This is a genomic window from Vibrio aquimaris (genome assembly GCF_009363415.1).
Taxonomy (GTDB): domain Bacteria; phylum Pseudomonadota; class Gammaproteobacteria; order Enterobacterales; family Vibrionaceae; genus Vibrio; species Vibrio aquimaris.
The window spans coordinates 2,997,015-3,020,972 of the sequence record NZ_CP045350.1 but is presented as its reverse complement, the minus strand read 5'-3'; the positions used below and the strand labels follow the sequence as shown (position 1 = coordinate 3,020,972).

General features: G+C 42.6%; 19 protein-coding genes. 8 read left to right on the top strand and 11 right to left on the bottom strand.

All coding sequences use genetic code 11. The features are described from left to right. Window positions 1-18: 18 nt before the first annotated feature. Window positions 19-513 (bottom strand): riboflavin biosynthesis intermediates N-glycosidase, encoded by a 495-nt coding sequence (gene ybiA / locus FIV01_RS14005; RefSeq protein WP_152431522.1) that lies wholly within the window; start codon window positions 511-513, stop codon window positions 19-21. Between the two features lie 888 nt (window positions 514-1,401). Between ybiA and FIV01_RS14000 the strand changes: the two genes are divergently transcribed. Further along, window positions 1,402-3,579, top strand: a complete 2,178-nt coding sequence (locus FIV01_RS14000; protein ID WP_246210459.1) for a glycoside hydrolase family 19 protein — start codon at window positions 1,402-1,404, stop codon at window positions 3,577-3,579. A gap of 193 nt (window positions 3,580-3,772) precedes the next feature. Here the strand turns inward: FIV01_RS14000 and gorA are convergent, their stop codons facing one another. After that, complete coding sequence (gene gorA / locus FIV01_RS13995; RefSeq protein ID WP_152431521.1) at window positions 3,773-5,128, bottom strand: glutathione-disulfide reductase; 1,356 nt, start codon at window positions 5,126-5,128, stop codon at window positions 3,773-3,775. 164 nt (window positions 5,129-5,292) lie between these two features. Further along, a complete protein-coding gene (locus tag FIV01_RS13990) occupies window positions 5,293-6,132 on the bottom strand; it encodes a 23S rRNA (adenine(2030)-N(6))-methyltransferase RlmJ (protein WP_152431520.1) in 840 nt (279 codons plus the stop codon). Window positions 6,133-6,294: 162 nt separating this feature from the next. Between FIV01_RS13990 and prlC the strand changes: the two genes are divergently transcribed. Further along, window positions 6,295-8,337 (top strand): oligopeptidase A, encoded by a 2,043-nt coding sequence (gene prlC / locus FIV01_RS13985; protein ID WP_152431519.1) that lies wholly within the window; start codon window positions 6,295-6,297, stop codon window positions 8,335-8,337. A gap of 55 nt (window positions 8,338-8,392) precedes the next feature. On the opposite strand, the gene FIV01_RS13980 is transcribed toward prlC, so the two are convergent. The 4 genes from FIV01_RS13980 to FIV01_RS13965 all read right to left on the bottom strand — a co-directional run bounded on the left by FIV01_RS13980 (window position 8,393) and on the right by FIV01_RS13965 (window position 10,804). Further along, complete coding sequence (locus FIV01_RS13980) at window positions 8,393-8,848, bottom strand: DoxX family protein (RefSeq protein WP_152431518.1); 456 nt, start codon at window positions 8,846-8,848, stop codon at window positions 8,393-8,395. Between the two features lie 10 nt (window positions 8,849-8,858). After that, on the bottom strand, window positions 8,859-9,626 hold the full coding sequence (locus FIV01_RS13975) for an HvfC/BufC N-terminal domain-containing protein (RefSeq protein ID WP_152431517.1): 768 nt from the start codon (window positions 9,624-9,626) through the stop codon (window positions 8,859-8,861). Further along, window positions 9,623-10,483 carry an MNIO family bufferin maturase gene (gene bufB / locus FIV01_RS13970; RefSeq protein ID WP_152431516.1) on the bottom strand — a complete coding sequence of 287 codons (861 nt, stop codon included), beginning with the start codon at window positions 10,481-10,483 and terminating at the stop codon, window positions 9,623-9,625. The genes FIV01_RS13975 and bufB overlap by 4 nt, the downstream gene beginning before the upstream one ends. Before the next feature lie 63 nt (window positions 10,484-10,546). Continuing rightward, entirely contained in the window at window positions 10,547-10,804 is a 258-nt protein-coding gene (locus FIV01_RS13965) for a BufA1 family periplasmic bufferin-type metallophore (protein WP_114787836.1), read from the bottom strand. Between the two features lie 304 nt (window positions 10,805-11,108). Between FIV01_RS13965 and uvrD the strand changes: the two genes are divergently transcribed. Further along, window positions 11,109-13,280 carry a DNA helicase II gene (gene uvrD, locus FIV01_RS13960; protein ID WP_152431515.1) on the top strand — a complete coding sequence of 724 codons (2,172 nt, stop codon included), beginning with the start codon at window positions 11,109-11,111 and terminating at the stop codon, window positions 13,278-13,280. A gap of 573 nt (window positions 13,281-13,853) precedes the next feature. On the opposite strand, the gene ggt is transcribed toward uvrD, so the two are convergent. The 3 genes from ggt to FIV01_RS13940 all read right to left on the bottom strand — a co-directional run bounded on the left by ggt (window position 13,854) and on the right by FIV01_RS13940 (window position 17,226). Beyond that, window positions 13,854-15,602, bottom strand: coding sequence for a gamma-glutamyltransferase (gene ggt / locus FIV01_RS13950; protein WP_152431514.1), 1,749 nt, complete (start codon window positions 15,600-15,602; stop codon window positions 13,854-13,856). Between the two features lie 96 nt (window positions 15,603-15,698). Then, window positions 15,699-16,361: a LysE family translocator gene (locus FIV01_RS13945; RefSeq protein WP_152431513.1), complete on the bottom strand. Its 663-nt coding sequence runs from the start codon at window positions 16,359-16,361 to the stop codon at window positions 15,699-15,701. 73 nt (window positions 16,362-16,434) lie between these two features. After that, a complete protein-coding gene (locus FIV01_RS13940) occupies window positions 16,435-17,226 on the bottom strand; it encodes an AraC family transcriptional regulator (RefSeq protein WP_152431512.1) in 792 nt (263 codons plus the stop codon). Between the two features lie 450 nt (window positions 17,227-17,676). Between FIV01_RS13940 and FIV01_RS13935 the strand changes: the two genes are divergently transcribed. Both FIV01_RS13935 and FIV01_RS13930 read left to right on the top strand, forming a co-directional pair. Continuing rightward, window positions 17,677-19,524 carry a hypothetical protein gene (locus FIV01_RS13935; RefSeq protein ID WP_216649450.1) on the top strand — a complete coding sequence of 616 codons (1,848 nt, stop codon included), beginning with the start codon at window positions 17,677-17,679 and terminating at the stop codon, window positions 19,522-19,524. Between the two features lie 87 nt (window positions 19,525-19,611). Continuing rightward, entirely contained in the window at window positions 19,612-19,800 is a 189-nt protein-coding gene (locus tag FIV01_RS13930; protein WP_152431511.1) for a hypothetical protein, read from the top strand. Window positions 19,801-19,804: 4 nt separating this feature from the next. Here FIV01_RS13930 and rarD read toward each other — a convergent pair whose 3' ends face one another. Next, the gene (rarD, locus tag FIV01_RS13925; protein WP_152431510.1) at window positions 19,805-20,701 is read right to left on the bottom strand and encodes an EamA family transporter RarD; all 897 of its coding nucleotides are present in this window, start codon (window positions 20,699-20,701) and stop codon (window positions 19,805-19,807) included. A gap of 172 nt (window positions 20,702-20,873) precedes the next feature. Here rarD and recQ point away from each other — a divergent pair, with 172 nt between their 5' ends. From recQ to FIV01_RS13910, 3 genes are all read left to right on the top strand, one after another. After that, window positions 20,874-22,709, top strand: coding sequence for an ATP-dependent DNA helicase RecQ (gene recQ / locus FIV01_RS13920; protein ID WP_152431509.1), 1,836 nt, complete (start codon window positions 20,874-20,876; stop codon window positions 22,707-22,709). After that, window positions 22,702-23,016, top strand: a complete 315-nt coding sequence (locus tag FIV01_RS13915; protein WP_152431508.1) for a DUF3630 family protein — start codon at window positions 22,702-22,704, stop codon at window positions 23,014-23,016. The genes recQ and FIV01_RS13915 overlap by 8 nt, the downstream gene beginning before the upstream one ends. A gap of 246 nt (window positions 23,017-23,262) precedes the next feature. After that, complete coding sequence (locus FIV01_RS13910) at window positions 23,263-23,934, top strand: 7-cyano-7-deazaguanine/7-aminomethyl-7-deazaguanine transporter (RefSeq protein ID WP_152431507.1); 672 nt, start codon at window positions 23,263-23,265, stop codon at window positions 23,932-23,934. Window positions 23,935-23,958 lie beyond the last annotated feature (24 nt).

Below are 23,958 nucleotides of genomic sequence, written 5' to 3'. Positions count from 1 at the left end.
GTGTATATTTTAAATGGACTATCGAGTTGAAAGTTGTGCTTTATCAACCAAGTGAATCGGACTATATGGTTCTTGTAGACTCAACTTTTCTCTAACTGCCATAAGAATTTTGCCAAGCTGGTTTTCGCCTTTTCCGTTGCCACCATCCCCCCAAAAACTATCTTTGTGCGAGTGCTCGGTTATGGTTACGTCACCGGTTTCAAGTAATAGCAATGCCAAGGTTGGATTTTGCTTAAATTTCTCTTCGACAATAAAGCGCATGACATCTAATCGAATGTTATTCCAGTCTTCTCTGACGTACTTGCAGTATTGGCGGCTCAGTGAGAAGGCGATATCAGGTGTAGCGCAATTTTGAATTGTCTCTATGATTGTTTTGTCTGTGAATTTTTGTGCTTGATAGTAATGTTCACTGGTTTTCCATATGGTGCCGTTGATGTTAATCGGAGCACTGAAAAAGTTAGATAGAAATCCGTAGGCATCATTAGGCTCGTAAAAATGAATGTTTCTATTCATAGAAACTCCTGACGTTTAATGTGTCTTGTTTCATACAAGATCGTAGTTGAAGTTATCAATATGACAAATTTATAACTATGTGTAGTGTTTTATTACAAGGTGTGGACTTGGGCTCTATGCCGAACTCAATCAAATGTACAAATCATGCATCCATCTTGGCGATATTAATGTTTAAGTTAATGATATTAAATGGTTTAAGAAATTTTTCGGAGTAATAACTTAGGTGACATAATGCAGAGTGCTTCTAGAGCTTGATTATTGTAGGAAAGTAACGCCTTTTGTATCGCGTTATCAGGAGTGTAGACAGATAAATTAACTTTTTGTTTAGGCTTAATTTAAGTCAATAGCTGAAAATTAAATTGTCCACAGCAGTAGTTGCCTATTGCAATGAAGATTGGATCAGTTCATCGCACAGGCCTGCTAAAAGCGTTGCTGAGTCGGAAGATAAGCCATGAAAAGTGTCGTCATTACGAGAGTTTGAATTTTATACTTACATGAATATTGGTTATATTGATTGTATTGATTATATTTAATATCAATGTCTAATTTAAGTTTATGAAATGGTTAAACTTATATGCTATGAAAAATTGTGAAAATATGAATTATTCTTACCGAAAATCTTGAAATTATCTATTTTATTCAAAAATTCATTAAATAGAATTTTATCACTTCTCATCTCATTCAATGTGGCATTAAATAAACAGTATCTCAACCACCTCTTTTTCTTGATAGGGGAAGAGAAAAATTTTCTCCATACTTATTTATCTTCATAAATTAACATCGTGCAATCAGTAGGTGTTAATTTTTTGAATGATATATATTGAAAATTATATCTATTTAATTTGCATAAAAAACAAAGAGTTATATGAGGATTACGTTTTGTCTCAAGTGATTGGTAAATCAAAAATAGCGTTGAATTTGAGCGCAATTCTAAAGACTGGTGTCGTTCCAGTATTATACCTAATGTCTTCTCCTCTCCATGCCGCAGATGGAGAAGCGTTGTCGCAATTACCTTTGAGTCAGGTGCTTGCAGATGAACAAGAAATTATTGCTCAACAACCAGAGTCGTACCAGCTGGTAATGGATTCGATACAAACGCGTGATAATGAGGTTGTGGAAGCCATTTTACCAAACCGTACTAGTAATCCTGAAAACGTTAAACGTATTGAAGCAATACTATCGGAACAAGATTGGAATTATTTATTTGCTGAACGTGATTCAGCCTACACTTATTTGAATTTTCTAAAAGCAGCAGGAAAGTATCCAGCATTATGTGGCACATATACTGATGGTCGTAATTCAGATGCGATTTGTCGCAAGACACTGGCCACTATGTTTGCTCACTTTACCCAAGAAACGGGTGGGCATAACTCCCACAGCGAGATCCCTGAGTGGAGACAAGGCTTAGTTTATGTGAGAGAGATGGGCATGTCAGAGGAGACTTCAGGTGCTTATGGCGTGTGCGATACGACTATCTGGCAAGGGCAAGCTTATCCCTGTGGAACTAATCCAGACGGTACTTTTAAGAGCTACTTTGGGCGCGGTTCTAAGCAGCTAAGTTACAACTACAACTATGGTCCATTCTCTCAATCAATTTATGGTAATGTTGAAAAACTGCTAAATGAACCTGAGCTGGTAGCTGACACTTGGTTAAACCTTGCTAGTGCAGTGTTTTTCTACTTATATCCTCAGCCACCGAAACCAAGTATGTTGCACGTGATCGATGGTACTTGGCAACCCAATGACAATGATCGAGCGAATGGTTTGGTACCTGGTTTTGGCGTAACTACGCAAATCATTAATGGTGGTGTAGAGTGCGGTGGTTCTGCAGAGCACGCTCAGTCGCAAAATCGCATCAACTATTATCACGAGTTTGCAAATTATCTTGATGTTGAAATCGCACCTGATGAAGTGCTTGGTTGTAAAGGTATGAAGCAGTTTGATGCTTCTGGTGCTGGTGCGCTTAATATCTACTGGGAAGAAGACTGGGGCTGGGATGCTAACACGTCAGATGGTCGTGTATATAAATGTCAGCTGGTGGCTTACCAAGGTCCATATTCTTCGTTTATTGCGGGAGATTACACCAAATGTGTGGAAGATAAGTTTGGTGTTGAGGTTTACGATGATTTAGGAGGTAATCAGCCACCAACAGCTAATGCTGGAGCAGATCAAACGGTTGATGCGACAGAGCCTGCACAAGTACAGTTGTCTGCCCATGCGTCAAGCGATGACCACGAAATTGTGAGTTACCAATGGCGCCAAAGTGACAGTTCTGGTACTGGTCTCTATATTGCGTCACCGAACGCAGTCAATACATTGGTAACGATACCTGCAATATCAAAAGACACTGTCTTTACACTTGAATTGACAGTGGCTGATGCAGAAGGTGCAACAGCCAAAGATAGCGTAAACATTATTGCTAAAGTAGAGTCAGGCAACCAGCCACCAGTAGTGACATTAAACGCTCCGCAAGAGGTTAATGAGGGGCAGGCTAACGTTAGAGTAAATGCAACCATTACTGACAGCGATGATCAAGAGTTCAACTTAGAGTGGAGCTTGTCGAATGATGTAGAGTTTACGACTGCGTCAGACGGACGTTCAATTGAGTTTACAGCCCCTGAGGTTGAACATAACACAAGTCTAACCGCAACGTTGAAGGTTATTGACGGTGGACAAAATGAGGTTTCTGCTTCAACGACCATGCTTGTTGTTGATGTAAACAGTGGTGGTGGTGAAGGTAGCTGTTCAGCGACCGATCCTAACGCTTCTCAGTACCCAGCCTATAATTCAGGTACTGTATATACTGACGCTAGCAATCCTGTTTCTCATCTTGGATTGGTATACAAAGCTAAGTGGTGGGTACAAGATAGTGAGCCTTCACCATCGAATGAAGCATGGGCTCTGCTGAGTGAGGTAGAATTACCTTGGGATGCCAATATAGCATATGATGGTGGTGACCAAGTTAACCATGGTGATTCTCGCTGGGAAGCCAAATGGTGGACAAAAGGTGATCTGCCAGGTCAAGCGGGTGTTTGGGCTAAGGTAGGACCTTCAAGCTGTCAGTAAAACGACACTCGATATCCTATTTAAAGCGGAAGGTGTTTATGCCTTCCGCTTTTTGTTGTTATCAAGAGCTCAGATTATTGTGGTTTATGGGTTAAGTCGTGATATGTTGCAAGCATAAAAGAAGCGTTCAAAGTAAAAGGCCAGATTAATCTGGCCTTGTTTTGTATCAATGAGATGTCATTACTTTCTTTGATTACCTCATGGTAACAAATTCTTCAGAGCCGGTTGGGTGGATGGCGACAACGGAATCAAAGTCTGCTTTGGTCGCGCCCATTTTCATCGCCACGCCAAAGCCTTGAATCATTTCATCAACCGTAAAGCCGATACCATGCAAGCCCACCACTTTTTCATCTTCGCCGGCACAAATGAGCTTCATTTTGCATGGTTGACGATGCTTAGTGACGGCCGTGTACATGGCGGTAAAGCCAGATGTGTATACCTTAATGTTGTCTTTACCGTATTTTTGCTCCGCTTCTTGGGTCGTGAGGCCTATGGTGCCAATCGGTGGGTGACTAAATACCACGGTAGGGACTAAGTCATAATCCATTTTGGCATTTGGCTCATTATTAAATAGGCGTTCCGAAAGTTGTCTTCCGGCCTTAACTGCAACAGGAGTCAGCTCTATGCCGCCTTCCATGATATCGCCGACGCAGTAGATACCCGCAACATTGGTTTGCTGATATTCATCTACCTTAATGTAGCCAGCTTGATTGGTTTCAACTCCGGTAGTTGCAAGGTTAATTGCATCTGTGGCTGGGTGGCGGCCGATCGCCCAAATCAGAGTATCAACATTGTGTGTGTTGCCATTTTCTAGGTGCAAGGTTAGGCTGCCATCGGCTTCTTTAACCACTTCTTTGGGCACAGAGTGAGTGTGTAAAGTTGGCCCTTCAGCTTGCATGACCTCTACTAGAGTTTCTACGATCATGGGATCAAAGCTTCGCAGCGGCGACTCTTTACGACAGAAAAGGTGAGTTTCAGTGCCAAGAGCATGCAAGACGCCTGCAATCTCTACTGCAATATAGCCTGCACCAATAACTGCAACGCGTTTTGGTTGCTCGCTTAATTCGAAGAAGCCGTTAGAGTCGATACCGTGCTCTGCTCCTGGGATGTTAGGAATAGTTGGGCGGCCACCGACAGCAATAAGGATATGATCCGCTGTATAGTGTTCACCATTGACTTCTACGGTTTTTGCATCAACAAACTTGGCAAAACCTTTAATAACGTTAACCTTGTTGTTACCTAGTACGCGATCGTAAGACTCGTGAATTCGCCCGATATAGGCTTGGCGGCTTTCGACCAATTTACTCCAATTGAAGTCTTTTAGATCCACATCAAAACCATAATCCTCGGCGTAGAGATTGATGGCTTCGGCGACTTGAGCTCCATGCCACATGACTTTCTTTGGCACACAGCCAACGTTCACACATGTACCGCCGAGATCTTGCGCTTCAATTAGCGCTACTTTTGCGCCATACATTGCTGCTCGGTTTGCTGATGCAATACCACCGCTACCACCGCCGATACAGATATAATCAAAATGAGTCGCCATTTATTTCTCCAATTTTTGCGAATCGATGTGCCAGATAAGTGTATCGTCACTTTGGCACCCGCGTTTCTTTATTGTCTATGATATGGAGGATAGATTGGCCTAACTCAATCTATCCAGCTTAAATTTTCTTCACTTATCCACTTTAGGCGAGAAGTTCACTCATGTTACTCAGGTACAATCCACTTCACAGTGTGGTGACCCGTTGTCGGTGCAATAGCGTTTTTAAGGAAGGGGAGAATTGCTTGCATCTGGCTTTCAAGCTTCCATGGTGGGTTGATGACTATCATCCCAGATGCTGTCATGCCATGCTCATTGCTGTCGGCTGATACGCCCAATTCAATTTGCAGTATTTTGCGAATCTCAAGCCCTTCAAGACCTTCAATCATATCTTCGATGTCACACCGATTGACGACAGGATACCAGATGGCATAAATACCCGTTGCCCAGCGCTTGTGACTTTGATGAATCGCTTGTACGACATCACGATATTCTTTCGCCAGCTCATATGGTGGATCGATAAGAACTAGGCCTCGGCGCTCTTGAGGTGGTAGGCTTGCCTTGAGCCGTTTAAAACCATCTTCCTTGTAGATGCTTACCTGACGGTCACGGTGAAACTCTTGCTCGAGAAGTGGATAGTCGCTTGGGTGCAATTCGGTTAATACCATGCGATCTTGTTTTCTAAGGTGCGCGCGCGCAACTCGTGGTGAACCTGGGTAATAACGTAAATTCTGACTATTATTTAGGACCTTGATTGAATCTAGGTAGCTTTGCAGTTCTGCTGGGATATCGACTTGCTGCCAGAGTCGAGCGACACCTTGCTTATATTCGCCAGTTTTTTCTGCCCACTCGTGGTTTAAGTCGTAGCGCCCAACGCCAGAGTGAGTATCGTGGTAAACAAAGGGTTTATCTTTTTGCTTCAGAGCATTGAGAATAAGGCTTTGAACGATATGCTTTAGGACATCGGCATGATTGCCAGCGTGAAAACTGTGGCGATAACTTAGCAAAATTGAACTCTCTAGTGGATCACGGTTGGGGAATTTTAATCCAGCTAGTATACGTCACTATTGAAAATTGCTGAACCTACCTATATTTAATAATTTAAACCCAGTCAGAGCTCAACAAGACAACACTGTCCGTGCGCTTTTTGCTAAACAAAAGGAATACTTATGTCTAATCCTCTTCTTAGTTTTACTGATTTACCTCCTTTTTCTCAAATTAAGCCGGAGCACGTTAAACCTGCAGTTGAACAAGCGATAGCCGATTGCCGCGCTAAAATCGAGCAAGTGTTGGCCGATAATCGCGAGCCTAGTTGGGAAAATATTGTTGCCCCTATTGAAGAAGTTGATGACCGTTTGAGTCGTATCTGGTCTCCGATCAGTCATATGAACTCTGTGGTCAACAGTGAGCAATTGCGAGAAGCTTATGAAAGTTGTTTGCCTCTTTTGTCTGAGTATGGAACTTGGGTTGGCCAGCATAAAGGCTTATTTGAGGCATACAAAGCTCTCAAGGAAAGTGATGAGTTTTCTCAGTTGACGCAAGCGCAGAAAAAAACCGTGACAGATTCCCTACGTGACTTTGAGCTATCTGGTATTGGCCTACCTGCAGATGAGCAGCATCGCTATGGTGAGATCAGCAAACGCATGTCTGAGCTGGGGTCCAAGTTTTCCAACAATGTCCTTGATGCCACCATGGGCTGGACAAAGCATATAGAAGATGAGCAACAGCTAGCGGGTATGCCTGAATCCGCGTTGGCTGCGGCTAAAGCTGCGGCGCAGGCGAAAGAGCTGGATGGCTATCTGCTGACATTAGATATTCCTTCCTATTTGCCAGTGATGACTTATTGCGATAATCAGGCACTGCGTAAAGAGCTGTATGAGGCATACTCGACCCGAGCTTCTGACCGAGGTCCAAATGCAGGAAAGTGGGACAATACAGAGATTATCAATGAGCAGCTAAAGCTGCGCTATGAAATCGCCCGTATGCTCGGTTTTAATACCTTTAGTGAAAAGTCTTTGGCGACTAAAATGGCAGAAAATCCTGCCCAAGTACTGAGCTTTCTCAATGATCTGGCCAATAAAGCCAAACCGCAAGGAGAGAAAGAAGTTGAAGAGTTGCGCCAGTTCGCCAAGCGTGAATATGGTGTTGAAGAGCTTGAGCTGTGGGACATTACTTATTACAGTGAAAAGCAAAAGCAGCACTTGTTCCAGATTTCCGATGAAGAACTACGCCCTTACTTCCCTGAACAAAGAGCGGTGAGTGGTTTATTTGAGGTTTTGAATCGTGTCTTTGGTATGAAGGTCGTTGAGCGTCAAGGGGTAGATACTTGGCATGAATCGGTGCGTTTTTTCGATATCTTTGATGCCAATGAAAAACTGCGCGGCAGCTTTTATCTCGACTTGTATGCAAGGGAGCATAAGCGTGGTGGTGCGTGGATGGATGAATGTCGCGTTCGCCGCATCAACGCCAATGGAGAGCTACAATCGCCAGTGGCCTATTTAACCTGTAATTTCACTCGTCCTGTTGGAGATAAGCCTGCGCTATTTACTCATAATGAAGTGGTGACCTTATTCCATGAGTTTGGTCATGGTATTCATCACATGCTGACACAAGTGGAAACAGGAGCAGTTTCTGGTATCAATGGTGTGCCTTGGGATGCAGTAGAACTCCCTAGCCAGTTTTTAGAAAATTGGTGTTGGGAACAAGAAGCACTTGCCTTTATCTCTGGTCATTATCAAACAGGCGAGCCCTTGCCAAAAGAGATGCTTGATAAAATGTTAGCTGCAAAAAACTTCCAGTCAGCCATGTTTATTTTGCGTCAGCTCGAGTTTGGTTTGTTCGACTTTACCCTTCATACACAATTCGACCCTGATGTTGGACCTAAGGTGTTGGAAACATTGGCCGAAGTGAAAGCTAAGGTAGCTGTTTTGCCAAGTTTGGAGTGGAATCGATTTTCTCATAGCTTTAGCCATATTTTCGCTGGTGGTTATAGTGCGGGGTATTACAGCTATCTGTGGGCTGAGGTGTTGTCTTCGGATGCTTTCTCTCGTTTTGAAGAAGAGGGAATATTCAATGCGGAAACTGGTAAGAGTTTCTTAAATAATATCCTTGAGATGGGCGGCAGCGAAGAGCCTATGGAGCTTTTCAAACGTTTTCGTGGAAGAGAGCCGCAAATTGATGCCTTGCTTCGTCACGCAGGTATCGAAGCCTAATTCGAAATAATAACAAGCCATACCTTCTGTTGGAAGGCGTGGCTGTTTCCATCCACTAGCTCTGCAATTTCCCTTTGATGAGTTTGTCGGCAGAAAGTGGTCCTGGTCCCCAAACCACCACGACTAAAATCATTAACCCCCACAATTGATGGTCGTAGAAGCCTTTCTCCCACAGCAGGGGATAAGAGACAACAGCAATAATATTGAACACAAATAATATCGCTCCCATTGGTCGAGAAAGTAGCCCTAATGCGAGAAAAACAGGCAAAATAAGCTCTGCAGCGGTTCCCATATAAGCGGCCAGCTCCCAAGGTAGAATTGGCACTTGATATTCGTATTCGAACAAATACAAGGTGCTGTCCCAAGAGGAAACTTTCACAAGTCCAGAATTAAAAAATACCCACGCAACCCATAAGCGACAAGAGAGCAATAACAGCGGAACAAAAAAGCATTGAGCTTTGTCGACTATGGCGTCGTAGCGCTTAATTAGGTTATTTATGGACTCGGGCATAGTTATATCCTTATTGATGTGGCGCGAGAGAAAAGCCGCAAATGAATTGATGTTCGAGCAGTGTTTCGAGGCATGCAAGGTGCGTTTCAGGGATCTGCCCCAAGGTGTATCCGTTTTTGAGATACTCAAGCAGTTCGAATGATGTGCTATTCAGTTTCACTGTCGAGCACGGGCCATCATATTGACTCATTATGACGCCTTGCTCTGCATGATTGATATCTAGCTGTGAGAAGTCATTAGCTTCAATAGCTAAGCGCAGAGAAAAGACAGCAAAGCTTGATTGAAAGGCTAGTACATTGGGAGATAAGTGGAGCTTGATATATTGATGATGTTCTTCTGCTACAGATGACAATTGATTGATAGAAAGTAAGTGCTTGCTTGGCTCGACTTTAGATAAGATTTGTTCTGATAGATCAATCTGCCATTCAAACTTAGCGACCTCTTGAATATAAGGCACAGCTTCCATTACCCTAGGGAAGTTTTCTATGCTGCTCGCAAAGTGTTCGCCGTAGTGACTTACATTACCAGACTTGAGCGGGCTATTGAGAATATGCTGGCGAGCCAGCTGGGTAAAGCACTCCTCTCCAACCAAGACATGAACCATGGGATAGGTTGCCTGAAGAACGTCGGTTAAACCAATAATAAAGTTATTACGATAGATTTGGATGCGTTCCTCTGCGGTAAAATGATCGCTTTTGATGTGGCACTCTTCTCCAGATGTTTGGTATTGGAGCGCACTGGTGAAGTTCTGCTGCAGGTCGGCAAGAGTTAAACTCATGACGCTTTTCTTCCTTTGAGTGTGCTAAATGGTATCAATCTTTGGCTTGCCTTTTGGCATTCTTCTAACAGCACTTCTGGCTCTGGTATATCGAGATCCCACTCAATCAGAGTATGACGTGGGCCATGATGGGATAGCCAATACTCATACAGTGACCAAACATCATCACTTACTGGCTGACTGTGGGTATCAATCCATATTTCCCCTTGCTCAAGGTGTTTAATGGTAAAGCCGGCCAGATGTATCTCATCAACTTTATCTTCTGGAATTGCCTCAATGTAAGTTTGACAATCGAAGCCATGGTTAAAAGCTGAGACATGAATATTGTTGAGATCGAGCAATAGTCTGCAGTCAGTACGCTTTTGCACTTGATTTAGAAACTCCCACTCTTCAATGGTTGAGTGGTCAAATTTGAGATAACTTGATGGATTTTCAATAAGAATCGGTCGTTTTAAATATTCTTGTACATGGTTTACGTTGCGGCAGAAAACATCCAAAGCTTCTTCGGTATAAGGCAAAGGAAGAAGGTCATTAAAGTAATGTCCGCCGTGATGGCTCCAGCTGAGATGATCAGAAATAAGAAAGGGCTGGACTTCATCGACAAGCATTTTAAGCTTTTTGAGGTGTTGAGTGTTTACCGGTTCAATGCTGCCAAGAGATAAGCCGATTCCATGACAGCTAATCTGATAATTATCGACAAGTTGTCGCAGTTTTTTTCTGGCCGTTGAATAAGGCTCAAAATAGTTTTCACTATGAATCTCTAACCAGCTTAGGGGCGGTTTGTTAGAAATAAAATAGTCGACGTGAGGAGCACGTAGGCCGACACCCACTTGTTTGTGATATTTATCTGTCTTCACTCATTATTCCTTTATGAGCGTCAAACCAAGGCGGCTTATCTATGATAAAGCCGCCTTTGCTTGCTATGACGACTGCGTACTGCCGCCGACTAACCTTTCACATAGACCTTTGGGTACAACCACAAAAGCATCTTTCTGGTTATCTTCTTTTGAAGTCCCAGCGCAAGAGCTGGATTTGGTTGCACAGTCATTTTTTCCAGCTTTTGAAACGCCGTAGCACTTTTCCTTCTCAGCAGCCAAAGCAGGGGTGGTCATTACACTTGCACCAAACGCAACAAGGCTGGTGACCGCAGCTGTGACAGCAAGACTTGATTTTTTCATTCTCGTTTCCTCTGGTTTTCCATTCTCAGTGAAGACTTTAATACCTTAGCGCATAGTTCCTTGAGGTTTGGCTAAGGCTGATTAGCACAGTATTTCATATGCTTGTTCAACTAAAAGGATAGAAAAAACATCGCAAAACTTTCAAAAAAACGTCAATTAAAGATAAAAAATAAATTTAATCTACTTAAATTATTGTTTTTGTGCATGTATCTAGGAAGTTTTTTTGCAGCGAATATTCTAAACTCGGTCTGGTGTTTAGGTTATAATCACTTTTCATGTATAGATAACCAGTGACTGAATGCTAATGGATCCCTCTTTACTCCTCGATGGTCTCAACGATAAGCAGCGTGAAGCTGTTGCCGCTCCACTTGAAAACTTATTGGTTTTAGCTGGGGCAGGAAGTGGTAAAACACGGGTGCTCGTACATCGGATTGCTTGGCTGATGTCCGTTGAGCAGGCTTCGCCTTTTTCAATTATGTCTGTGACCTTTACCAATAAAGCAGCGGCTGAGATGCGAGGTCGTATCGAAGACTTGATGATGGGAACCACATCAGGTATGTGGAACGGCACTTTTCACGGTATTTGTCATCGTATTTTGCGTGCTCATTATCTGGATGCTGGGTTGTTGGAAGATTTTCAGATCATGGACAGTGATGATCAACAGAGACTTCTGCGACGATTGATCAAAGCACAGAACTTGGATGAGAAACAGTGGCCAGCAAGGCAAGTCGCTTGGTGGATTAACGGGAAAAAAGATGAAGGGTTACGTCCCAATCATATTGATGCGTATCGCGATCCTGTGACTCAAACTTATCTTCAACTCTATAGTACCTACCAAGAAGCATGTGATCGCGCGGGTTTGGTCGATTTTGCCGAAATTCTACTTCGAGCTCACGAGCTGCTGCGAAATAAAAAACATATTCGTGAGCACTATCAAGCCCGTTTTAAGCATATACTTGTGGATGAGTTCCAAGATACCAATAACATCCAATACGCATGGCTAAGAATGATGGCTGGGCCTGAATCCAATGTGATGATTGTCGGTGACGATGACCAATCTATCTATGGGTGGCGCGGTGCAAAAATCGAGAATATTGAAAAATTTACTCAAGAGTTTCCAAGTGTTAATACCATTCGCCTCGAACAAAACTATCGCTCGACCAAGACAATTCTTGAGGCTTCCAATGCGTTGATTGCCAACAATACTGAGCGTATGGGTAAAGAATTATGGACCGAAGGCTTAGCTGGCGATCCTATTTCAGTTTATTCGGCTTATAACGAATTAGATGAAGCGCGTTTTGCGGTCAATAAAATCAAAGATTGGCAGGAAAAAGGTGGCTCATTGAATGATGCGGCCATGCTTTACCGTAACAACGCTCAGTCGCGTGTGTTAGAAGAAGCCTTAATCCAAGCGGGTTTGCCTTATCGAATCTATGGTGGGATGCGATTTTTCGAGCGTCAGGAAATCAAGGATGCCCTGAGTTATTTGCGCTTGATAGCAAACCGTAATGATGATGCTGCATTTGAAAGAGTGGTCAATACGCCAACCCGAGGACTGGGAGACAAAACGCTCGAGACGCTGCGTTTAGCAGCTAGGGATCGCGGATGTACCATGTGGGATGCTAGCGTGGCTTTGTTAGAAGAGAAAGTGCTTGCAGGTAGAGCTGCCTCTGCTCTTGGACGTTTTGTTGAACTGATTAACGCGCTTGAAGATGATACCAGTGAGTTGCCACTGCATGCCCAGACTGACCATGTGATTAAGTATTCTGGTTTGTATGCGATGTATGAACAGGAAAAAGGTGAAAAGTCGAAAGCTCGCATTGAAAACTTAGAAGAGCTGGTCACAGCCACACGTCAGTTTGAAAAACCAGAAGAAGCGGAAGAGATGACTTTACTCACGGCATTTTTGACCCATGCTGCGTTGGAAGCAGGTGAAGGGCAAGCTGATGAATTTGAAGATGCGGTACAACTGATGACTTTGCACAGCGCAAAAGGGCTGGAGTTCCCACTGGTCTTTATGGTTGGAGTGGAAGAGGGAATGTTTCCAAGTCAGATGTCAGCCGAAGAAGCGGGTCGCTTGGAGGAGGAACGACGCTTGTGTTATGTGGGCATGACTCGCGCGATGGAAAAGCTCTACATTACCTATGCTGAAATGCGCCGCTTGTACGGTCAAGATAAATACCATAAACCATCACGCTTTATTCGAGAGTTGCCCGAAAGTTGTTTAGATGAAGTTCGAATGAAAGCTCAGGTTAGCAGGCCGGCGAGTGCGGGGCGATTTAGTACTCAAGTTGTCAAAGATAACTTTAATGAAACCGGTTTTGGTTTGGGGTCGCGTGTTAAACATCCCAAGTTTGGTGAAGGAACCATTATTAATTTTGAAGGCAGTGGCCATCAAGGTCGGGTACAAGTTGCTTTTAATGGTGAAGGGATTAAATGGTTGGTGACTGCCTATGCAAAGCTAGAGCAGCTTTAGGTGAAAAGAAAAACCCCGAGGGCTTTCGCCCATCGGGGTTATAGTCTTACTCGCAGCAATCCCGCTACTAAAGGTGCTCCATGCATCATTCCTTGATAGTATGCTGATGTCCTTCAGCTCAGTCCTTTCATCGCCATCCTAGCGGTGTCCATGACCTTATCCTGGTCCGCTAACTATCCTAGTTAGCTCACATCGCCTAATCCTTAAGCGGTATCCATTTCCCTTCCCTAGTAGTAACCCATCCTAGTTACTAATATGAGTCCGTTCAATGTCCAGTTTGCTTTCCTTGCCGACCACTAAACTAAGTAGCCGAATCTTCATCCTGAAGGTCACCAATTCCTTGGCCTTTCCTGTTCCGTGTCAGCATCCTTCCGACAAGTGCTATATTACGATGCCAAGAATATTCCTCAAGGTTGGACTCTTTATTCGTTATTAAAATCAAGTGTTCAAAAATAAAACAACCCCTTTTATAACAGCTAGTTATATTACTCTAATTTCAATAAGCTCATTAAAAAAGAGGTATTTACGCACCATCTTGTAAGAAATATCTCACAAGATGGCGGGTAAATATTACTAATGACCGATTGCCGTACCTTCTCTTCTTGGATCTGCTGCCCCTTCTAATTGGCGACCATTAATAAGTATTGCGTGAAGACCTGAGTTCAAGTCACCCACTTTGATCTCAAATCCCATCCTTTCGAGTTCTGGCTTGAGCTCTTCTGCAGAGGTGCCTTGTTCGATATCAAGTGTGCCGAAACGGTTTAGTACATGAGCTTGATTGATAGCTTGCTGGATATCCATGCCCCACTGAGTATGAGCAATAATGGCTTGCGCTACATAGCCTATAATGCGACTTCCTCCGGGAGATCCAATCGCCATATAGGGTTTGCCATCTTTTAATATGATGGTTGGCGCCATAGAGGAGCGGGGGCGCTTACCCGGCTCGAGGCGATTAGCAATTGGTTTACCATTATTGTGGGTACGAAATGAGAAGTCAGTGAGCTCGTTGTTGAGAATAAAGCCGTTGGTCATGAGGCGTGAGCCAAATGCATTTTCAACCGATGCTGTCATGGATACGACATTACCTTCATTGTCGACAATATTGAAGTGACTGGTTGAAGGCAGCTCAATAGATTCGTCAGGACTTTGTTGATGTGCGTAACTCCACGGAGGTGAACCCGCCGAAACATTTTCTAATGCTTTTCCGGGAGTAATCAGTTTGGCGCGCTGCTTTAAGTATTCAGAATCAACTAGGCCTTGAGTCGGCATAGGAACAAAGTCTTCATCCGCCATGTACATGCCACGATCTGCAAAGGCTAAAAGCGAAGCATCAGCAATGACTTGCCAAGATTTAGCACTTTCGGGGCCCCAAGTTTGAAGGTCAAACTCTTGTGTCATGGTTAATATTTGATTGATGGTAAGAGCGCCAGAAGCTGGTGGACCCATACCGCAAATATCATAGCTTTGGTAAGCTGAGCAAACAGGCTCTCGCTGTTTGACTTTATAGGTGTCGAAATCTTGCTGGGCGAGGACACCTGGATTGCCCTGTGCTGATTTTACTGTGTTAATGATATCTCTAGCAATTTTACCTTTATAGAAAGCATCTGCTCCGTGGTTGGCAATGCTAGATAAGGTGTTTGCATAAGCTGGGTTTTTTAAAATGGTGCCTTGTTTTTTTGCTGAGCCATCAGGGTTAAAGAAATAGGCTTTTGTGGCAGGAAAACGAGACAAACGCTTGGCATCTTTACTGATTAGGGTGGCAAGCCTAGGGCTGATAGCAAAGCCTTGTTTGGCTACCTGAATTACCGGTTCAAATAGTTGCTCCCATTTCAGCTTTCCATATTTTTGGTGGGTTTCCCACATCAATTTTACTACTCCAGGTGTGCCAACAGAGCGGCCGCCGACCACGGCATCATAAAATTGCATCGGCTGACCGTGTTCGTCCTGAAATAATTGTGGTGTAGCGGCAAGAGGAGCGGTTTCTCGTCCGTCGTAGGTTGTCAGTTTTTTTTGTTTAGCATCCCAGTAGACAAGAAAAGCCCCACCGCCAATACCAGAAGATTGCGGTTCGACAAGTCCCAACATCAGCTGAGTGGTTATCATGGCATCGATGGCGTTGCCACCTTGCTTGAGAATATTAGCGCCAGCTTGAGTCGCAAGTGGATTTGCGGCTGTAACCATCCAGTCTTTTGCTTTGACTAATTGTTTTGTTTCTAGGCCGCTGCTTTGTTCAGGGGCAACAGAATCGGCTGCCTGATTGGCGAAAGCTGAAACCGAGGTCAATAATAGACAGGTTGTTAAAAATGGTCGTTTCCACTGCATCTTGTACTCCTTGTGAATTATGCGGTGACAGAGTGGCAGTGGAAGCGCTGAGAGTCTAAAGGTTTGTTATAAAAATGTAATCTGGAATCAAATTTTTTACACTTTTAACAGTAACTCGGATATGGACTGCCAAAGAATACTAGTGCCTATGATGGTGAATATCAGCCCACACAAGCCATCAATATAAAATGCCATCGCTTTGATTTTTCCTTGCATATGTTTGGTAGAAAGTGCCCAAGCGAGTAGGGAGAACCATACAAAAGAGAGACCCCACAATATACCCAATGCAAGTCCTTTACCTGTGAGCGACATATCTGCTGGCACTAGACTTGACATAAGGCTTATGAAGAAAACTAGAGCTTTAGGGTTAAGGATATTAGTTGATAATCCTCGAGAGAAAGCTTGACGCTTATTGCTTAACAGTGTGCTGCTTTCCCGCTTAGAGTGTGACTCGAGATTATTTTTTGCTTGCCAACATCCTTTGAGAGCACAATAACCTAAATAGGCTAGGTAGCTACCCCCGACGAACTGTAATCCAGCAAAGAGTTCTGGTTGTTGGTGAACCAAGTAGCTAATTCCAGTTAGGCTCAAGATAGAGTGCAGTAGGATGCCAAATGAGAGACCTAAGGCAATATAGAGTCCGGTTTGACGGCCATAACGTGCGGCATTTTGGACCACTAAAGCAAAATCTGGCCCTGGACTCATGAGAGCAATAAAGTGCACGCTGGCAAGCGTAGTAAGAATGGTGATTTCGTTCATTGTGATGCCCAATTAGTTAATCATGAGCCTATTTTGTCTTAATCAAAACAGTGAAGATTGTAAATTATTAACACTAAATCTTAGAGGGTGAAATACCATAAGACGCTTTGAAGGCTTTACTAAAGTGTGCTTGGTCATAAAAACCAATTTGATGGGCGACCTCAGTGCCACTTACTCCGCTTTTAAGCAGTTTAAAACCATATTCGAGCCTTAAACGGCTGAGCCAAGCATAAGGTGTTAAACCGACTTTAGCTTTAAAGTGACGTTGAAATTGTGCCGGGCTGAGCTCGCACAGCTGTGATAATTCTTCAAGCTTCACTGGCTGGGCTAAATTTTCCATTAAATAGTCTTTTAGCGTTGAGATTGATTGGTTTCCCAGTGGTACAGTGCCTTTTGGTTGTATGGTGCCATAATGACGAAATAAGAACTCAAAACCCTCGTATGGTAAACAATCTTTTGCTAACTGACTAAGATTGTGAGTGCCCAAGGCTTGATGGAGCCTAATCATATGTTGGAAAAGAGTTGGGTTTGAAATAATCAATTGGCGAAATTGAACCTGATCGCTCCCACTGTTTAGCTCAGCGAGCTCACTAAACCATCTGGGATCGATAGAAAATATCCGTACCTGATAGCCATTGCTGTACATCGAGCTTCCATCATGTAGCTCATCGGGTGGCATGATGACAACTTGTCCCTTACCAACAGTATGGCTCGTACCTTGGGAATAGAACTTTTGTTGGCCTTTGGTGATCAGACCGATGTGAAAGTCAAGATGGAAGTGTTTTCGAAAGGTAAATCTTTGATAACTAGCTTGGATCAGACCTATATTCTCATTTTGTGTACTGTGATACTTGACTTGATCCATAGCTAAAGTCCGGTTGAATTTTAATCAATTATATATTTTTTTCTATCATTTGTCTTGTAAAAAAAGATCACTTGAATGTTATAAATAATAATAGACATATTGGCATAAATATATTCAAGCATTGAGTTTTTAATATTAATAAACAGTATTTGAATAATACATTAAAGGTTCTTTTTATTTCCGTTTAATAGATTTTAATTATATCTACAGTGACTTGATAAATAAATTTTGGTTCTATACCAAAATATTTTAAAAAATAACTTTAATCTAAATAATTGATCAGAAATAAGTGCAATAATAAATAATAATTGTGTTACTTTATAATAATTCTGTATTTGTATTTGTATTTGTATTTGTATTTGTATTAGTTGGAGGTGGTAAAAATTTTTCTTTGATTATCATTAGATGGATTTAAATAAACTGAAATAATTATATAAGGATTTTTAATAGATGAAAAGATTAAATTTGATAACAATAGGCATGGTAGCTGCTTTGTCTGGTTCATATGTTTATGCTGGCAAGATGATTTCAACGGAGGAATATCAGGCACTACTACCACAAAATTCAAGCTATGATATTAACTTAGCAACAAATACGACGGTTGATTACCACTGCGATATAATGGAAACAGAAGATGGCTCTTTTGTCTTAGATGAAAGTACATGTGATCAAAGAACGATAAATTTTGTCAATGATTATCCTAACTTAGTTAGTTTGGAAATTTTTGGCAATGATTCTGCTAAAGATACTTATGTAGAAGAGCATAAATTATGGGCAATGGCTTTTGCACATTCTGCTATGAATAGTATGGTCTTGATGCAGTATGGCCTTAATAAAGATGGTGGTACCTTCAACTTAGAGCAGACTTTTACGGGGCCAGATGGAACACAAGAGCAATTTGGTGACTACTTTATGAGAAATATGGGGCCAAATTACTATTTATCTAAAGGCTTGCAAGAATCCTCGTTGGGTGATGATTTGCCCGATGATAATATTATGTGTTCTACGGATGAAACCTGCGATGACGGAGTACTTCAGGTAGAGTATCCTGGAAGTGCATGGTCTGAGCTACAAGGGGTTGCCAGTGGTGGTTTTCCTGCGTTGTTTGCAAGCATGGATCCTAAGGCTGTACTAAGTTCAAACAATGGTCCTGCTCGTAACATTCTCGGGTCTGCAGCAACCAGTGCTTATTATAATGCTTCTGCAACTGGAATTAATACTGGCTCTTTAGAATGGGATCAGAATCCAGAGGGTCAAGCTAACCCTCAAAACCGTTTACATGAATTTATTCAAGGTTCACAAGATCCTGATGCATTGGCAATTATGTTGTCTTTTATGTATAACCGAGGCCCATACGCTGCTAAAGATCAGCCGCTAAAAGATGAAGAAACGTTTAATCACTGTATGGCTAGTCAAGAGCTTGAAAATGATTGGACTTGTTTTACTAAGCAAAACGATTTTGGGACACGTTATATTCGTCAAATACCGGACGTGGCTAAGCAACTTGATGAGTCGCCGACTAAGTATGACGAGCGTTTAAGCTGGGATGATATTAGTGCCTACTTTACCCTTCTGACTCAGTATGGCTTCTATACTGAGGAGGAAAAATCGACCATAGAAAGCAATGCTCTCCCCGTTTTCGACAGCCTTAAAACAGAGGATACAATAAGTTATCAACATGACTTTGGTAAGATCATAGAGGCTATGATTACCTCGGTTGAGCTCAAAACATTCGCAGAGCAAGGTCCGATTGATCCTTCTCAAGTGATGACTATTTATCCGGATGAAAAGCTTCAATCCAATGCCTTGTTTATGGCTGCAAGTGTTGAAGGAGCAAATGTTTACAACGATTGGTTAACTCCAGGCCACCACCAATCTTTGGACCTCTCCTCTGACATCGATAGCTTGACCTACAGCGTAGGTGGTGTTGATTGTAGTGATGAAGCTAATGCAGCGTTCCAGCAAGCTACGGATAGTTTTGACCCCAACTCACCAACGCAAATGAATATCGATATCCGAGACGAGCAGTGTGTTTTTGAGGTTGTACCGTATGAAGAAGAACCTGAGAAGCCACCTGTAGAAGATGGATATTGGGATTCAAGTGTTGCATACCAAGAGTGTAGCGAGCCTGTTATCTACGAAGACGAAGAGGGTGGTGAACGTGTGTATCAGAACCAATGGTATTCAAACGCAGGCGATGCGCCAGATTATCAAGCTGCTAATGACTCAATGTCGTCGGAGTGGAATACTGGTGCTAACTGGCTATTTGTAGACGATCCGAAGAACATATGTAACTAACCTAATTAACAAAGGGATATTTAATAGGCTCTATCATAAACTTAAGAATATGTGATAGAGCCACTTCTAGAATAAGGAAGTATCCGTATGTTTGGTAACCATGCCAAGCTTCCTTGGTTTAGCGCTGACAAAAGGCATCAGCGTATTAAGGCAGCATCTCACCTTGAAGACCTAATAGTACGTAACCTTAGAACCAAAAATTGGGATTCGTTGAGGCCTAATATTCTTACTTATAAGGTTCTAGATGGAGTGCTTGTATTTCATTATTACTCTTGATGGGCTATACCTGTTTTTTTTGATTACTCGCTTTAAGCCCGTCATAACTAAAAATGACTAAAGCACTCCAGATAAATGCAAAGGTAATAGCCTTATCAATTGTAAAGGACTCACCGTAAACTAAGACTGCTAGCAAAAACATTAAGCTTGGACCTATATATTGGAAAAAGCCTAAAGTTGAGAGTTTGAGACGAGTTGCCGCACTAGTAAAGCAAAGTAGCGGGAGAGTGGTCACTATACCCGCACAGATCAACAAAACATTTAAGGTTAAAGTATTCACTCTAAAATCAGAAGTGGCAGAGTCGGCAATCCAAAGCAGATAAATGGCTGCTGCTGGCAGCATCACTAAGGTCTCGATAAACAAACCAGTCTGAGCATCGACTTTGACTTTTTTACGCAGCAATCCATAAAACCCAAAGGTTAATGCTAAGGCTATGGCAACGGTAGGGATTGAGCCAAATATGATCACTTGTATGGCTACACCGCAAGTTGCTAGAGCAACGGCAAACCACTGCATTTTTCTCAAGCGCTCGCCCAAGAATATCAATCCGAGCATGACATTGAGTAAAGGGTTGATATAGTAGCCAAGACTGGCATCTAGCATATGGTTTGAGTTCACTGCCCAAATATAAATCAGCCAATTGACTCCAACTAACAGGGCGGTAGAAATTAATAGTAACATCTTACTTTTTGAGCGGTAGATGTCTCTTGCACTGCGCCAGCGGCGGCCTATGTGTAATAAAACAGCAAGTAGAATAAATGACCAAACGACGCGATGACTGAGGATTTCAAGAGCTGGAACTTGACTGATAGCTTTGAAATAAATCGGTGCAATGCCCCACATTGTGTAGGCTGCGATGGCGAGTAGGATACCCTGTCTTGATTCTTGATCTGTGGTCATTAATGTGTTTCTTCTTATTCTATTGTTTGTCTAGTATACAAATTGGTAAATATATCATCTAGTGCTTGGCGTCTTTTCGTCCTAATAGGCGGTAATTTGCGGTTTTATTCATATCCGAACACCACTACAATGTGCGCTTTGCTTTTCTCTACCTTGTCTAACTGAGGCACTCATGACTGAGACATTGTTTGCTCAACAAGCCGAACCCTCAATCACACCTGAAGTTGTCCTAGAAGAAGTGTTTGGCTATAAAACATTTCGCGATGGTCAAAAAGAAGTGATCGATTCTGTAGTGAGCGGTCAGGATTGTATCGTCATTATGCCAACTGGTGGAGGAAAGTCACTCTGCTACCAGATCCCAGCTTTAGTCTGTAAAGGGTTAACTATAGTGATTTCTCCTTTGATTTCACTAATGAAAGACCAAGTTGATCAGTTAAAAGCTAATGGTGTTTCGGCTGAGTGTATAAACTCAACAATGACGCGCGAGGAACTTAGTAGCGTATACAGTCGTATGCAAATGGGGCAATTAAAACTTGTTTATCTTTCTCCAGAGCGGGTGCTCATGCGAGACTTTGTTGAGCGGCTTGAAACTCTTTCGTTGTCAATGATTGCTGTTGATGAAGCTCATTGTATATCTCAGTGGGGGCATGATTTTAGACCAGAATATGCCTCTTTGGGTCAACTAAAACAGCAATTTCCTCATGTGCCTATTATGGCGCTGACCGCCACCGCCGATGAAGCGACTCGTAATGATATTACCCAAAGATTGCAGCTTCGAGAGCCACATGTTTATTTAGGCAGCTTTGATAGGCCCAACATTCGCTATACCTTGCTAGAGAAACATAAACCCATTTCTCAGATCATAAGATTCGTTACGGGACAAAAAAACCAGTGCGGCATTATTTATTGTGGTAGCCGCAAGAAAGTCGAAATGGTGACAGAAAAATTGTGCAACAACCATATCCGTGCTGCGAGTTATCATGCTGGGCTAGATACCGATGAACGAGCTTATGTTCAAGAAGCCTTTCAGCGTGATGATATACAGATAGTGGTTGCCACCGTCGCTTTTGGTATGGGGATTAATAAGCCTAACGTTCGTTTTGTTGTTCATTTCGATATTCCACGCAACATAGAGTCCTACTATCAGGAGACGGGTCGAGCTGGTCGAGATGGTCTGCCAGCTGAAGCCATGATGCTGTATGACCCAGCGGACATGGGTTGGTTACGACGCATGTTGGATGAAAAAGATGAAGGGCCGCAAAAGCAGGTAGAAAGTCATAAGTTAAATGCCATGAGTGCTTTCGCTGAAGCGCAAATTTGTCGGCGCCAAGTCCTACTCAATTATTTTGGTCAATACAGTGATAAGCCTTGCGGCAATTGTGATATTTGCCTTGACCCACCCAAACATTTTGATGCAACTGACCAAGCACGTAAGGCAATATCTTGCGTTTATCGAGTCAACCAGAGCTTTGGGATTGGTTATGTGGTTGAAGTGCTGCGCGGCATGCAAACCAGCCGCATTAGAGAGCATGGTCATGACAAGCTCTCAACTTATGGTCTTGGCCGTGAAAACAGCCATGATTACTGGGTCAGTATTTTTCGTCAGTTGATACATAAAGGGATGCTGACACAAAATATTACCCGTAATTCAACGCTTCAGTTGACTGAAGAAGCTCGCCCACTCTTACGGGGTAATATGATCTTAGAGTTGGCGGTTCCTAGACTGGATACTGCCGCGAGAACGGCTAAATCAGATAAGCTAACCAGTAAGAATTACGATAAGAAGTTATTTGCCAAGCTGCGCAAATTGCGTAAATCGATTGCTGATGAAGATGGGCTACCACCATATGTCGTCTTTAGTGATGCAACATTAATTGACATGGCAGAAATATTACCTACTTCTTATGGTGAAATGTTGGCTGTTAGTGGGGTAGGCCAGCGTAAGTTGGAGAAATACGCCGATCCATTTTTAGATTTGATTCAGGAGCATGTTTCTTACCATGGTTGATTCTACACACAGATTCGGTTTGCGGGCATATCAGCCGCAAGAAGGGCGTTTGGAACTAAAAACGCCAAGCTTTGATTTTGATAGTTTTCCTGCAATGGCAGAGCAAATGGTGATGCTACTTTCTGCAACAGTTATAGAAAAGCAATGGGATGCGGACATTCACTCATGGTTAATTGACTTTGAAGGTTGCCAGCTATTACTCAAATCTGAGCATTACAGTGAAAGTGTATGGATTGAATCACTAGTGATAAAAGACAGCAAAGAAGAACTTGATTACTTGGCTAACTTATTTCGCTGTGGCTTTTAGCTAGGCATCTTGCGCGTCCATACTCGCTATTGCAGCTAAAGGTGGTTAATGTATAATCACCGGCCGCGATAATTATCAAGTTGAATATCGATAGATGTTTATTCTAGCTGTGGCGAAATTGTTTGCTTGAGATATTCGTCTAGATAATTATCAGCTTTGATTATTAACAGTGTTGGTAAGAGCTCAATAACATATTGGACTCGATTTGGGTTCCCTCACCCCCAAACCAAATTAAAAAGGTATCTTATGAGTAGTTTTTCTCTCGCTCAGCAGCGTAAAGCGCTTCTTGTTTTAACCCTGTTTCATCTCGTCGTTATTGCCTCTAGTAACTATTTGGTTCAATTGCCATTTACGGTTTTTGGCTTTCATACCACTTGGGGCGCCTTCACTTTTCCATTTATCTTTTTGGCGACTGACCTGACAGTACGTATTTTTGGTGCTCAGCTAGCACGAAAAATCATCTTTTGGGTGATGTTGCCGGCGCTCGCGGTGTCTTATGGGTTGTCAGTGCTCTTTTTTGAAGGCCAATTTCAAGGCTTCTCTCATCTGAGTGAATTTAACCTATTTGTTGCACGTATCGCGATTGCAAGTTTTATGGCTTATCTGCTCGGTCAGATATTGGATGTGCATGTATTTAATCGCTTGCGGCAAATGAAGCAGTGGTGGATAGCACCGACTTGTTCAACCTTGCTCGGAAACGCTCTTGATACTATCGCTTTTTTCTCGATTGCGTTTTATCAAAGTAGCGACCCTTTTATGGCAGAACATTGGGTTGAAATAGCCTTGGTCGACTATAGTTTTAAACTCATCATTAGCTTAGGCCTGTTTGTTCCTATGTATGGTGTGCTATTGAACTATCTGGTGAAAAAAATCACCGCGGTGAACCCCAACTTTAGAGTTCTCGGCACCAGTTCATAGTGAATGAAGAACGAAAAGCCCAAG